The organism is Citrobacter sp. H12-3-2 (assembly GCF_009649895.1).
GTDB classification, from domain to species: Bacteria; Pseudomonadota; Gammaproteobacteria; order Enterobacterales; family Enterobacteriaceae; genus Citrobacter; species Citrobacter portucalensis.
On record NZ_CP045837.1, the window covers coordinates 2,242,749 to 2,256,275 of the forward strand.

10 protein-coding genes are annotated in these 13,527 nt (G+C 47.9%); 8 read left to right on the forward strand and 2 right to left on the reverse strand.

Annotated elements, in window-relative coordinates:
• Positions 1-79 precede the first annotated feature (79 nt).
• The 3 genes from rssA to galU all read left to right on the forward strand — a co-directional run bounded on the left by rssA (position 80) and on the right by galU (position 3,208).
• The gene (gene rssA, locus GHC22_RS10730) at positions 80-991 is read left to right on the forward strand and encodes a patatin-like phospholipase RssA (RefSeq protein ID WP_008784956.1); all 912 of its coding nucleotides are present in this window, start codon (positions 80-82) and stop codon (positions 989-991) included.
• 90 nt (positions 992-1,081) lie between these two features.
• On the forward strand, positions 1,082-2,095 hold the full coding sequence (gene rssB, locus GHC22_RS10735) for a two-component system response regulator RssB (RefSeq protein ID WP_032943688.1): 1,014 nt from the start codon (positions 1,082-1,084) through the stop codon (positions 2,093-2,095).
• Between the two features lie 204 nt (positions 2,096-2,299).
• On the forward strand, positions 2,300-3,208 hold the full coding sequence (gene galU, locus GHC22_RS10740; protein ID WP_003020727.1) for a UTP--glucose-1-phosphate uridylyltransferase GalU: 909 nt from the start codon (positions 2,300-2,302) through the stop codon (positions 3,206-3,208).
• Between the two features lie 136 nt (positions 3,209-3,344).
• On the opposite strand, the gene hns is transcribed toward galU, so the two are convergent.
• Positions 3,345-3,758 (reverse strand): histone-like nucleoid-structuring protein H-NS, encoded by a 414-nt coding sequence (hns, locus tag GHC22_RS10745; RefSeq protein WP_003020723.1) that lies wholly within the window; start codon positions 3,756-3,758, stop codon positions 3,345-3,347.
• Positions 3,759-4,368: 610 nt separating this feature from the next.
• Here hns and tdk point away from each other — a divergent pair.
• Positions 4,369-4,986 carry a thymidine kinase gene (gene tdk, locus GHC22_RS10750; RefSeq protein WP_008784954.1) on the forward strand — a complete coding sequence of 206 codons (618 nt, stop codon included), beginning with the start codon at positions 4,369-4,371 and terminating at the stop codon, positions 4,984-4,986.
• 238 nt (positions 4,987-5,224) lie between these two features.
• Here tdk and adhE read toward each other — a convergent pair whose 3' ends face one another.
• A complete protein-coding gene (gene adhE / locus GHC22_RS10755) occupies positions 5,225-7,903 on the reverse strand; it encodes a bifunctional acetaldehyde-CoA/alcohol dehydrogenase (RefSeq protein WP_153752896.1) in 2,679 nt (892 codons plus the stop codon).
• A gap of 486 nt (positions 7,904-8,389) precedes the next feature.
• Between adhE and ychE the strand changes: the two genes are divergently transcribed.
• From ychE to oppC, 4 genes are all read left to right on the forward strand, one after another.
• Positions 8,390-9,037, forward strand: coding sequence for an NAAT family transporter YchE (ychE, locus tag GHC22_RS10760; protein WP_003020714.1), 648 nt, complete (start codon positions 8,390-8,392; stop codon positions 9,035-9,037).
• Positions 9,038-9,808: 771 nt separating this feature from the next.
• A complete protein-coding gene (oppA, locus tag GHC22_RS10765) occupies positions 9,809-11,440 on the forward strand; it encodes an oligopeptide ABC transporter substrate-binding protein OppA (RefSeq protein ID WP_048216252.1) in 1,632 nt (543 codons plus the stop codon).
• A gap of 232 nt (positions 11,441-11,672) precedes the next feature.
• Positions 11,673-12,593, forward strand: a complete 921-nt coding sequence (oppB, locus tag GHC22_RS10770) for an oligopeptide ABC transporter permease OppB (protein WP_003020708.1) — start codon at positions 11,673-11,675, stop codon at positions 12,591-12,593.
• Between the two features lie 14 nt (positions 12,594-12,607).
• Complete coding sequence (gene oppC / locus GHC22_RS10775) at positions 12,608-13,516, forward strand: oligopeptide ABC transporter permease OppC (protein WP_003020701.1); 909 nt, start codon at positions 12,608-12,610, stop codon at positions 13,514-13,516.
• Positions 13,517-13,527 lie beyond the last annotated feature (11 nt).

Below are 13,527 nucleotides of genomic sequence, written 5' to 3' on the forward strand. Positions count from 1 at the left end.
AAACGCCAGAGTGGCACTATGTTAACTGAGCGGTAGCGATGTTGCTACGTCTGCAAGCCAGGGGAAGTTTGTACGTATAATGAGAAAAATAAAAATTGGGCTGGCGCTAGGTTCCGGCGCGGCGCGAGGTTGGTCGCATATTGGCGTTATTAAAGCCCTTAAGCATATGGGCATTGATGTTGATATCGTGGCAGGGTGCTCCATCGGTTCGTTGGTTGGCGCTGCCTACGCCTGCAATAAGCTGCCTGCTCTCGAAAAGTGGGTCTGTTCTTTCAGCTATTGGGATGTTTTACGGTTGATGGATCTCTCGTGGCGCAGGGGAGGTTTACTGCGCGGTGAACGGGTATTCAATCAGTACCGTAATGTGATGCCGGTAGAAGCAATTGAGCAATGTACTCGCCGTTTCGCAACAGTGGCTACCAATCTGAGTACGGGTCGGGAACTTTGGTTCACCGAAGGTGATTTACATCTGGCTGTCCGGGCCTCCTGCAGTATTCCTGGCTTGATGTCACCTGTGGCGCACAATGGTTACTGGCTGGTCGATGGTGCGGTGGTGAATCCTGTCCCTGTCTCCCTGACTCGCGCGTTGGGGGCCGATATTGTTATAGCGGTCGACCTGCAACACGATGCGCATCTCATGCAACAAGATTTACTCTCCTTCAACGTCAATAGCGATGCCGAATCGGGTGATGATGCTGACGAACTCTCATGGCATGCCCGTCTGAAAGAACGCTTGAGCAACATTACGGCCAGGCGTGCAGTAACTGCGCCTACGGCGATGGAGATCATGACGACGTCTATTCAGGTTCTGGAAAACCGACTGAAACGTAACCGCATGGCCGGTGACCCTCCAGACATTCTGATTCAGCCGTTTTGTCCACAAATATCCACGCTGGATTTTCACCGCGCCAGTGCGGCAATTGCTGCCGGGCAGTTAGCGGTCGAGAAGAAAATGGATGAGCTTCTACCCCTGGTGAAAACCAACGTCTAACGCATTTTTTATCAACACTTAAGCTAATTCTGACAGGCGTGAGTGGCAATAGCATGCCACTATTTATTAAAGCCAGTCAGGGGGGAGAATATGACGCAGCCATTGGTCGGAAAACAGATTCTTATCGTTGAGGATGAGCCGGTATTTCGCTCACTCATGGACTCATGGTTTTCCTCTTTGGGAGCGACAACGGCGGTAGCTGGTGACGGACTTGAAGCACTGGACTTGCTTGGGCATTTTAAACCCGACCTGATGATCTGCGACCTGGCTATGCCAAGAATGAACGGTCTCAAACTGGTTGAGTATTTACGCAATCGTGGCGATCAGACCCCGATACTGGTGATTTCTGCGACGGAAAACATGTCCGACATAGCCAAAGCGCTACGACTCGGTGTGGATGACGTCCTGTTGAAGCCGGTGAAAGACCTTAATCGCTTGCGAGAAACCGTCTTTGCCTGTCTTTATCCCAATATGTTTAATTCACGTGTGGAAGAAGAAGAGCGGCTATTTCGCGACTGGGATGCGATGGTGGACGATCCTGCCGCCGCCGCGAAGCTGCTAAAAGAATTACAGCCTCCAGTGTCGCAAGTGATTTCGCACTGTCGCATTAACTATCGGCAATTGGTGGCAGCCGACCAACCGGGGCTGGTGCTGGATATTGCGCCGCTGTCGGATCATGACCTTGCATTCTATTGCCTTGATGTGACGCGGGCAGGGGATAATGGCGTGCTGGCTGCATTATTACTGCGAGCGCTATTTAATGGTTTACTGCAGGAGCAACTGACACAACAAAATCAACGGTTGCCAGAGCTAGGTACGTTATTGAAACAGGTAAATCATCTGTTGCGGCAAGCCAATTTACCAGGGCAGTTTCCCTTGCTGGTGGGGTATTACCACAGCGGATTAAAAAATCTGATTCTGGTATCGGCAGGGCTGAATGCGACATTAAATACAGGTTCCCACCAAGTGCAAATCAGCAATGGCGTTCCGCTGGGTACCTTAGGTAATACGTATCTTAATCAGCTGAGCCAACATTGTGAGTCATGGCAATGCCAAATTTGGGGGGCGGGAGGTCGCCTGCGCTTGATGTTGTCTGCAGAATGAACAATTGAGAGGCGTGTAAATGAAATTGGTTCACCCTCCCCATGCTGTGAGTGCTACTATCAGCGCCAGTTTTATTCGTATTTATCTTAATTATACCGACGCGCGTCCTTTTCAGACCAGAAGCTTGTCGCTGTACTGATATACTCGGATGCGATACAGAATGATGAACACGTTCAATACATGAACAGTCCAGGAGAGTTTTAAATGGCTGCCCTTAATTCAAAAGTCAAAAAAGCCGTTATCCCGGTTGCGGGATTAGGAACCAGGATGTTACCGGCTACGAAAGCAATCCCGAAAGAGATGCTACCGTTGGTTGATAAGCCATTAATTCAGTACGTCGTAAACGAATGTATTGCTGCGGGCATCACTGAAATTGTACTTGTAACTCACTCGTCTAAAAATTCCATTGAAAACCACTTTGATACCAGCTTTGAACTTGAAGCGATGCTGGAAAAACGTGTAAAACGCCAGCTGCTGGAAGAAGTGCAATCTATTTGTCCGCCACATGTGACTATTATGCAGGTGCGTCAGGGGCTGGCTAAAGGTCTGGGCCACGCGGTATTGTGCGCGCACCCTGTGGTTGGCGATGAACCGGTAGCTGTAATCCTGCCGGACGTAATTCTTGATGAATACGAATCTGATTTATCCCGCGACAACCTTGCCGAAATGATTCATCGTTTTGATGAAACAGGTAGCAGCCAGATTATGGTTGAACCGGTAGAAGATGTTACGGCTTATGGTGTTGTTGATTGTAAAGGCGTTGAATTATCCCCGGGCGAAAGCGTTCCGATGGTTGGCGTGGTTGAAAAACCAAAAGCTGATGTTGCGCCTTCTAATCTGGCCGTTGTGGGTCGTTACGTTCTTAGTGCCGATATCTGGCCTCTGCTGGCTAAAACCCCTCCGGGAGCGGGTGATGAAATTCAGCTGACAGATGCTATCGATATGCTGATTGAAAAAGAGACGGTTGAAGCTTATCACATGAAGGGCAAAAGCCATGACTGTGGTAATAAACTGGGCTATATGCAGGCGTTCGTTGAATATGGTATTCGCCATAATACTCTCGGCGCCGAATTTAAAGCCTGGTTGGAAGACGAGATGGGTATTAAGAAGTAACCTTCTGGTATTATCTGGTCAGAACGGCGCTGTATTAACAGTGCCGTTTTTTTATACCTAATCCGGGTAGGGTTGAGCGAAGTACCGGTAAAAAAAATCCCGCCAGTGGCGGGATTTTAAGCAAACTATTTCTGAATTATTCCTTGATCAGGAAATCGTCCAGTTGTTTACCTTGTTCTTCCATCGCTTTTTTGATCACTGCCGGTGTACGACCCTGGCCAGTCCAGGTTTTAGTTTCACCGTTTTCGTCAACATAGCTATATTTAGCCGGACGTGCAGCGCGTTTAGCTTTGGTGCCAGATTTAACAGCAGCCATGCTATTCAGCAATTCGTTCGGATCAATGCCGTCAGCGATCAGCATTTCACGATATTGTTGCAGTTTACGAGTACGTTCTTCAACTTCAGCAGCAGCAGCGCTTTCTTCTTCGCGACGCTCGCTAACTACAACTTCTAATTTTTCCAGCATTTCTTCAAGCGTTTCCAGAGTGCATTCTCTTGCCTGCGCACGAAGAGTACGGATGTTGTTCAGAATTTTAAGTGCTTCGCTCATTGTAGTAATCTCAAACTTATATTGGGGTGGTTTGTTGAGCTAATAATAGAGCGATAAATTCAGTTGTGCAATAGCCAGGAATGTAAGGAATTCAAAATTGCGCTTTATTTAGTATCAGAATTAATTCTCCTGTCTTAAATTCCCCATGATGTTGGGCATAAAAAAGGCTTATTGGCGAGGGGGCTTCTCAGCGGCTGAGAGTAAAAATTCAAGATTCAGGTCACATTTTATGGCGTACAAATAGTATCTCTTTGCAGTGATTTCAACCTTTTGTATTAGTTTTGCTTACGTGAATTCGCTAATACATGGCGACAGTGGGTAGATTCAATAACAATATGGGAAGGGTTTCTTTATTGCCGTATGATGATAAGTGACATTGATAAATTTCATGAGCACTATTTGTGAAAGAGTGTGTATATACGCGTCCGAGCACAGGCTGTTTGGTCGATGGTTGTATGCTCTTTCACTATCCGTTACTTAAATTCAGGCGGCACTGTGCGAGCTTGCCCGCTCATTTATACGCCTTTGCGGCCAACGCTACACCGACATGTTCGTGAAATATGATACAATCCAGCCCATATTTATTTCCCCTCGTGAGGGCCTTCGGTCAATGGCACAACTATATTTTTACTATTCTGCAATGAACGCAGGTAAGTCGACTGCCTTGTTGCAATCTTCGTACAATTATCAGGAACGTGGGATGCGTGCCGTTGTATATACAGCGGAAATTGATGACCGTTTTGGTGCTGGAAAAGTAAGTTCACGTATAGGTCTGTCGTCACCTGCAAAATTGTTTAACCAAAATTCATCATTGTTCGAAGAGATTCGCGCTGAGAATGCGCAGCAAAGAATTCACTGTGTACTGGTCGATGAGTCTCAGTTTCTGACCCGACAACAGGTTTATGAATTATCTGAAGTTGTCGATCAACTGGATATTCCTGTTTTGTGTTACGGCTTACGCACTGATTTTCGTGGTGAGTTATTTGGTGGCAGCGAATACCTGCTTGCGTGGTCAGATAAACTGGTTGAATTAAAGACCATTTGTTTCTGTGGCCGTAAGGCCAGCATGGTATTACGCCTTGATCAGGCTGGAAGACCTTATAACGAGGGCGAGCAGGTGGTTATCGGCGGGAATGAACGCTATGTGTCGGTATGTCGTAAACACTACAAACAAGCGCAGTCTGAGGGCTCTCTGACGGCGATACAAGAACGACACAGCCACGATTAACCCTGTACGCTTCTGAGCGCTTATAAACACAGGGTAGGCCGGAACCTTCGTCAATGTTCTCTACCCTGTCAGACTCTTTTCTGACGGCTGGTCTCACATCTTCCTGAATACATCTCTTACACTGCCATTCTATTCACATGGTTAAATTGTGTATTCCCCGATTTTCATAACACAAGACGAAAAAAAAACGGCCCCAATTGGGACCGTTTATGATGAAGCTAAAACTTATCTGAGCAAATTAAGCGGATTTCTTCGCTTTCTTTTCTGCTTTCGGTGCAGCTACTGCTTCAGTCTTAGCGGCGCTGTGACCTTCGCTATACTCACGACCGTAGTAGGTATCCAGCAGGATCTGTTTCAGTTCAGAAATCAGCGGGTAACGTGGGTTAGCACCAGTACACTGGTCGTCAAACGCATCTTCAGACAGTTTGTCCACGTGTGCCAGGAAGTCAGCTTCCTGAACGCCAGCTTCACGGATAGACTTAGGAATACCCAGTTCAGCTTTGATTTCTTCCAACCAGCCCAGCAGTTTCTGGATTTTCGCGGCAGTACGGTCACCCGGAGCGCTCAGACCCAGATGGTCTGCGATTTCAGCGTAGCGACGGCGTGCCTGCGGACGGTCGTACTGGCTGAATGCAGTCTGTTTAGTCGGGTTGTCGTTCGCGTTGTAACGAATAACGTTGCTGATCAGCAGGGCGTTCGCCAGACCGTGAGGAATGTGGAACTGAGAACCCAGTTTGTGCGCCATTGAGTGACATACACCCAGGAAGGCGTTAGCAAACGCGATACCAGCGATAGTTGCTGCACTGTGTACACGCTCACGCGCTACCGGGTTCTTAGAACCTTCATGGTAAGACGCTGGCAGGTTTTCTTTCAGCAATTTCAGCGCTTGCAGAGCCTGACCGTCAGAGAACTCAGAAGCCAGTACTGAAACGTAAGCTTCCAGAGCGTGAGTGACGGCATCCAGACCACCGAACGCACACAGTGACTTCGGCATATCCATAACCAGGTTGGCGTCAACAATCGCCATATCCGGAGTCAGCGCGTAGTCTGCCAGCGGGTATTTCTGCCCAGTTGCATCGTCGGTAACGACCGCAAACGGAGTCACTTCAGAACCGGTACCGGAAGTGGTGGTAACTGCAACCATCTTCGCTTTTACGCCCATTTTCGGGAACTTGTAGATACGTTTACGGATGTCCATAAAGCGCAGTGCCAGTTCTTCGAAGTGAGTTTCCGGGTGCTCGTACATAACCCACATGATTTTCGCGGCGTCCATCGGGGAACCACCACCCAGTGCGATGATTACGTCTGGTTTGAAGGAGTTAGCCAGCTCAGCACCTTTGCGAACAACGGTCAGAGTCGGGTCAGCTTCAACTTCAAAGAACACTTCGGTTTCAACGCCAGCAGCTTTCAGAACGGAGGTGATCTGGTCTGCATAACCGTTGTTGAACAGGAAGCGGTCGGTCACGATCAGCGCACGTTTGTGACCATCGGTAATCACTTCATCCAGTGCGATTGGCAGAGAGCCACGACGGAAGTAGATAGATTTCGGAAGTTTGTGCCACAACATGTTTTCAGCTCGCTTAGCAACGGTTTTCTTGTTGATCAGGTGCTTAGGACCAACGTTTTCAGAGATGGAGTTACCACCCCAGGAACCACAACCCAGAGTCAGGGAAGGTGCGAGTTTGAAGTTGTACAGGTCACCGATACCACCCTGAGAAGCCGGGGTGTTGATCAGGATACGTGCGGTTTTCATCATCTGGCCGAAGTAAGCAACACGCTCTGGCTGGTTGTCCTGGTCAGTGTACAGGCAAGAGGTATGACCGATACCGCCCATCGCAACCAGTTTTTCAGCTTTGATGACTGCGTCTTCGAAGTCCTTCGCACGGTACATTGCCAGCGTCGGAGACAGTTTCTCGTGAGCAAACGGTTCGCTTTCGTCGACAATCTTCACTTCACCGATCAGAATCTTAGTGGTTTCTGGTACGGAGAAGCCTGCCAGTTCAGCAATCTTATATGCCGGCTGACCAACGATAGCTGCGTTCAGCGCGCCATTTTTCAGGATAACGTCCTGAACTGCTTTCAACTCTTTGCCCTGCAGCATGTAGCCGCCGTGAGTCGCAAAACGCTCACGTACTGCATCATATACAGAGTCAACCACGACGACAGACTGCTCAGAAGCACAGATTACGCCGTTATCGAAGGTTTTAGACATCAGAACAGATGCAACAGCACGTTTGATATCAGCGGTTTCGTCGATAACAACAGGGGTGTTACCTGCGCCTACGCCGATAGCAGGTTTACCGGAGCTGTATGCCGCTTTCACCATGCCTGGACCACCGGTCGCAAGGATCAGGTTGATGTCCGGGTGGTGCATCAGCGCGTTAGACAGTTCAACGGAAGGTTGATCGATCCAGCCGATCAGATCTTTCGGTGCGCCAGCAGCGATTGCTGCTTGCAGAACGATGTCAGCTGCTTTGTTAGTTGCATCTTTTGCGCGCGGATGCGGAGAGAAGATGATGGCGTTACGAGTCTTCAGGCTGATCAGTGATTTGAAGATCGCAGTAGAGGTAGGGTTAGTGGTTGGAACGATACCGCAGATGATACCAATCGGTTCAGCAATGGTAATGGTACCAAAAGTGTCGTCTTCAGACAGCACACCACAGGTTTTTTCATCTTTGTAAGCGTTGTAAATGTATTCAGAAGCGAAGTGGTTTTTAATCACTTTATCTTCGACAATACCCATGCCGGATTCGGCAACGGCCATTTTCGCGAGAGGAATTCGAGCGTCTGCGGCAGCCAGAGCGGCGGCACGGAAGATTTTGTCAACCTGTTCTTGAGTGAAACTGGCATATTCACGCTGGGCTTTTTTTACGCGCTCTACAAGTGCGTTAAGTTCAGCGACATTAGTAACAGCCATGATGCTCTCCTGATAATGTTAAACTTTTTTAGTAAATCATCTGCTCGATACGAGAGTATAGACAGACCGACGAAAATTTGTGTAATGGTTTGAAAATCAAACGGTTAATTAACGTCCACTTTACTTTGATTTACTAAAAGAGCTTATACGCTAGCGCCAGTTAACTCTAACGCGTTACCTCCAGGTGGCGTAAGCAAGATTACTCACTTCTGAGTAGTAATTGCGTGATCTGGATCAAAAATTCGCAAAGCTGACACCTTTCAGCAGGCCCTTTTAGCGTTTCTCGTTAAGTGTTAATAAATTGACGTAATGAATGCTAATAACATTAGCATATTTAATACATATTAATAACACTGAGTATTGGTAGCGTATTTACATTGATATACGAAGATAGAAGGTGAAGTATGCTGACAAAAGGCGTATCTTCAGCGCGGATTTTATCAATTTTATGACTCATTTTATCCGGCTAACGCTTCGGAGCTAACCGTGATCCAAACGCTATTTGATTTTCCTGTCTATTTTAAATTTTTCATTGGGTTATTTGCGTTGGTCAACCCGGTAGGGATCATCCCCGTCTTTATCAGTATGACCAGCTATCAAACTGCCGCAGCACGAAACAAAACCAACCTCACGGCAAACCTATCAGTCGCAATCATCCTGTGGACTTCGCTGTTTCTTGGTGATGGTATTCTGCAACTCTTCGGCATCTCAATTGACTCGTTCAGGATCGCTGGCGGCATTCTGGTTGTGACTATCGCGATGTCAATGATTAGCGGAAAACTAGGGGAAGATAAACAAAACAAACAGGAAAAATCAGAAACCGCAATCCGTGAAAGTATCGGCGTTGTGCCGTTGGCATTGCCGTTGATGGCGGGGCCGGGGGCGATAAGCTCAACTATTGTCTGGGGTACGCGATATCATAGTGCGATTAACCTGTTTGGCTTTTTTGTAGCGATTGCGTTGTTTGCCCTGTGCTGCTGGGGGCTGTTCCGCATGGCACCATGGTTAGTGCGCCTGTTGGGCCAAACCGGTATCAACGTCATTACGCGTATTATGGGGCTGCTGTTAATGGCTTTGGGTATCGAATTTATCGTTACAGGCATCAAATCCATTTTCCCTGGTTTGCTGGCCTGAAACCTCTCTTCTGTGCAAACGGAGTCGTGTCCGGCTCCGTTTCCTTTCATTATCAGTAAAACTTCTCACTAAAGTTGAAAATCAGCAGAGCAATAATAAAAAATGCTGATGATTAACTCTCCTGTTAGCCATTGATTCTAAAGATATAACACGTCCCAGTACGCCCGGCGAAGACCGATACTGCTGTTATTTTATTAACATCATACTCTGGGGCTTGCTGAAGGATTATCGAAATGTTATTAGTTATTTCAGCCTTTATTTCAGATGAATGTGCTAATTAATAACCAATTGTTAAATTTATGTGCATTTTGACATGGCGTTGACTTAGGACAGGATGGTTAACACCATGGTCGACATAATGCATTGATTTTTGTGAACTTCCCATAATAAATCTTCATTCGTAAGACTTTTTAAGTGAGATTTATTTCCAATAAAAGAGAATTGGTTAACAAATTTGTAAAATGTATTGGCGGTTAAGAAACGCATTTGATACTTTCCGGCCAAGTATTATGCAGAAGAATTCACGTTGATGAGAATCATTTGCAGTTAGTTTCTCTCAACAGGGTAATAGCGTGTTTCCGGCAGGGGAGGCACGTAGAGAATCGACGCAAGGCGGTCATACGAATCGCCAGAATAAATAAAGTCGGTGATAGCAAGCAGTAAAACAATAAACCACCTGACGGCAGAAAATCTCCGGTGCCGTACAGGGATCCTAACAGGATTAACAGTCTGGTTAAAAAACCAGCCATAATAATGAGGGAGTACAACACAATGACTAACATCACTAAAAAAAGTTTAGTAGCTGCGGGGATCTTAACTGCGCTAGTCGCAGGAAATGTTGCCACGGCGGCAGTAGTGCCAGCGGGTGTGCAGCTTGCTGAAAAGCAGACTCTGGTGCGTAATAACGGTTCGGAAGTGCAATCACTCGATCCCCATAAAATCGAAGGTGTACCTGAATCCAACATTAACCGTGACCTGTTTGAAGGTTTATTAATCAGTGATGTCGATGGCAAACCATCGCCTGGCGTGGCTGAAAAATGGGAAAATAAAGATTTTAAAGTCTGGACATTCCATCTGCGTAAAGATGCTAAGTGGTCTGACGGCACGCCTGTTACCGCGCAAGATTTCGTGTATAGCTGGCAACGTTTGGCTAATCCAAATACTGCATCACCGTATGCCAGTTATTTGCAGTACGGTCATATTGTCAACATTGATGATATTATCGCCGGTAAAAAACCGGTCACCGATCTGGGCGTAAAAGCTCTCGACGATCATACTTTTGAAGTTACCCTCAGCGAACCAGTTCCTTATTTCTACAAACTGCTTGTGCACTCTTCCGTTTCACCGGTTCCCAGAGCGGCTGTTGAAAAATTCGGCGAGAAGTGGACCCAGCCCGCTAATATCGTTACTAACGGTGCGTATAAACTGAAAGACTGGGTTGTGAACGAGCGCATTGTGCTTGAGCGTAATACCAACTATTGGGACAACGCCAAAACGGTTATTAACCAGGTAACCTACCTGCCTATTTCTTCTGAAGTGACTGATGTTAACCGCTATCGCAGCGGTGAAATCGACATGACCTATAACAACATGCCGATTGAGTTATTCCAGAAACTGAAAAAAGAGATCCCGAACGAAGTCCACGTTGACCCGTATCTGTGCACCTATTATTACGAAATCAACAACCAGAAAGCACCGTTCAACGATGTTCGTGTTCGTACTGCCCTGAAGCTGGCGTTGGATCGTGACATTATCGTCAATAAAGTGAAAAACCAGGGTGACCTGCCAGCATATAGCTTTACTCCTCCATACACCGATGGCGCGAAACTGGTTGAGCCAGAGTGGTTCAAGTGGTCTCAGGAAAAACGTAATGAAGAAGCGAAGAAACTGCTGGCTGAGGCCGGATATACCGCTGAGAAACCGCTGACCTTTGATCTGCTGTATAACACCTCAGACCTGCATAAGAAGCTGGCTATTGCCGCGGCATCTATCTGGAAGAAAAATCTGGGTGCTAATGTGAAGCTGGAAAACCAGGAATGGAAAACGTTCCTCGATACGCGCCATCAGGGCAACTATGATGTTTCACGTGCGGGCTGGTGTGCGGACTATAACGAACCGACCTCCTTCCTGAATATGGTACTGTCCGATAGCTCCAATAATACCGTCCACTATAAGAGTCCGGCATTTGATAAGCTGATTGCGGATACGCTGAAAGTGACGGATGAAGCGCAGCGCAGCGAACTGTATTCGAAAGCGGAACAGCAGCTGGATAAAGATTCTGCGATTGTACCGGTTTATTACTATGTTAACGCCCGCCTGGTGAAACCATGGGTTGGCGGATACTCCGGTAAAGACCCGATGGATAATATCCACGTTAAAGACTTGTATATTATCAAGCATTAATGGCAAGACGTGGGGCAATCATGTTGCCCCACAGTGTCTTTTTCTTCGAACTAAAAATACCTCTTTAGACAAAGAGAGGTATACCCTAAATAATTCACGTTGCAGGAAGGCGGCAACGCAGCGAATCACCAGGAGCTTACTTAAGTAAGTGACTGGCGTGAGCGAGTAAAGCTAACGCACTTGCAGCTTGAAGTATGACGGGTATAAAGGCACACGCCAGAAGGTACGGGCAATGTTAAAATTTATATTACGTCGCTGTCTGGAAGCGATTCCAACGCTGTTTATTCTTATTACGATTTCATTCTTTATGATGCGCCTTGCGCCCGGAAGCCCATTCACCGGGGAACGCGCGTTACCGCCAGAGGTGCTGGCGAATATTGAAGCGAAATATCACCTTAACGATCCCATCTCGACACAGTACTTCAGCTATCTGAAACAGCTGGCGCACGGCGATTTTGGACCATCCTTTAAATATAAAGACTACACGGTTAACGACCTCGTTGCCTCGAGCTTCCCGGTTTCTGCGAAGCTGGGTGCGGCAGCCTTTATTCTGGCGGTACTCGTCGGTGTTAGCGCCGGAGTGATAGCCGCGCTGAAGCAAAATACACGTTGGGACTATACGGTGATGGGGGTGGCAATGACTGGGGTGGTTATCCCCAGTTTCGTGGTCGCTCCCTTATTGGTCATGATATTTGCCATAACCTTGAAATGGCTACCCGGCGGAGGCTGGAACGGCGGGGCGCTGAAATTTATGATCCTGCCGATGGTGGCCTTGTCACTGGCCTATATCGCCAGTATTGCCCGTATTACTCGCGGTTCGATGATTGAAGTACTGCACTCTAACTTTATTCGTACCGCACGCGCTAAAGGGCTGCCGATGCGGCGGATTATTTTCCGTCATGCGTTAAAACCAGCGCTGTTGCCAGTGTTGTCCTATATGGGACCGGCATTTGTCGGCATTATCACCGGTTCGATGGTTATTGAAACCATTTATGGTTTGCCGGGTATTGGCCAGTTGTTCGTCAATGGGGCGTTAAACCGCGATTATTCGCTGGTTCTTAGTCTGACCATACTGGTGGGTACGCTGACCATCGTGTTTAACGCGATTGTCGATGTGCTGTATGCCGTTATCGACCCGAAAATTCGTTACTGATACTGGAGCTCGCTATGATGTTAAGTAAGAAAAACAGCGAGGCGCTGGAGAATTTCAGTGAAAAGCTGGAGGTCGAAGGCCGCAGCCTGTGGCAGGACGCGCGTCGACGCTTTATGCATAACCGCGCGGCGGTAGCAAGCCTGGTGGTGCTGGTAATTATTGCGCTGTTCGTGACGCTGGCACCGATGCTGTCGCAGTTTACCTACTTCGATACCGACTGGGGCATGATGTCCAGCGCGCCGGATACGGAATCAGGCCACTATTTCGGTACTGACTCTTCGGGACGAGACCTGTTGGTGCGCGTGGCAATTGGCGGGCGCATTTCGCTGATGGTCGGCATTGCGGCGGCGTTAGTCGCGGTGGTGGTTGGTACGCTGTACGGTTCTCTGTCGGGCTACCTCGGCGGAAAAATTGACTCGGTGATGATGCGTCTGCTGGAAATCCTCAACTCCTTCCCGTTCATGTTCTTCGTGATCCTGCTGGTCACCTTCTTTGGGCAAAATATCCTGCTGATTTTTGTCGCTATCGGGATGGTCTCCTGGCTGGATATGGCGCGTATCGTGCGTGGACAAACGCTGAGTCTCAAGCGCAAAGAGTTTATTGAAGCGGCGCAAGTGGGTGGGGTGTCTACCGTGCGTATCGTTATCCGCCATATTGTGCCGAACGTGCTGGGTGTGGTGGTGGTTTACGCTTCATTGCTGGTGCCGAGCATGATCCTGTTTGAATCCTTCCTGAGCTTTTTGGGACTAGGTACGCAGGAGCCCTTAAGTAGCTGGGGCGCGCTGCTCAGTGATGGTGCCAACTCTATGGAAGTCTCACCATGGCTGCTGCTGTTCCCGGCTGGTTTCCTGGTGGTCACTTTGTTCTGTTTTAACTTTATTGGCGATGGCCTGCGTGATGCCCTCGACCCGAAAGACCGTTAAGGAGTGCAGCC

Excerpts from the sequence above, each read along its gene's own strand:
- tdk (WP_008784954.1), top strand. The coding sequence starts at position 4,369 with ATGGCACAACTATATTTTTACTATTCTGCAATGAACGCAGGTAAGTCG.
- galU (WP_003020727.1), top strand. The coding sequence starts at position 2,300 with ATGGCTGCCCTTAATTCAAAAGTCAAAAAAGCCGTTATCCCGGTTGCG.
- oppA (WP_048216252.1), top strand. The coding sequence starts at position 9,809 with ATGACTAACATCACTAAAAAAAGTTTAGTAGCTGCGGGGATCTTAACT.
- rssB (WP_032943688.1), top strand. The coding sequence starts at position 1,082 with ATGACGCAGCCATTGGTCGGAAAACAGATTCTTATCGTTGAGGATGAG.
- hns (WP_003020723.1), bottom strand. The coding sequence starts at position 3,758 with ATGAGCGAAGCACTTAAAATTCTGAACAACATCCGTACTCTTCGTGCG.
- adhE (WP_153752896.1), bottom strand. The coding sequence starts at position 7,903 with ATGGCTGTTACTAATGTCGCTGAACTTAACGCACTTGTAGAGCGCGTA.
- rssA (WP_008784956.1), top strand. The coding sequence starts at position 80 with ATGAGAAAAATAAAAATTGGGCTGGCGCTAGGTTCCGGCGCGGCGCGA.
- oppB (WP_003020708.1), top strand. The coding sequence starts at position 11,673 with ATGTTAAAATTTATATTACGTCGCTGTCTGGAAGCGATTCCAACGCTG.
- oppC (WP_003020701.1), top strand. The coding sequence starts at position 12,608 with ATGATGTTAAGTAAGAAAAACAGCGAGGCGCTGGAGAATTTCAGTGAA.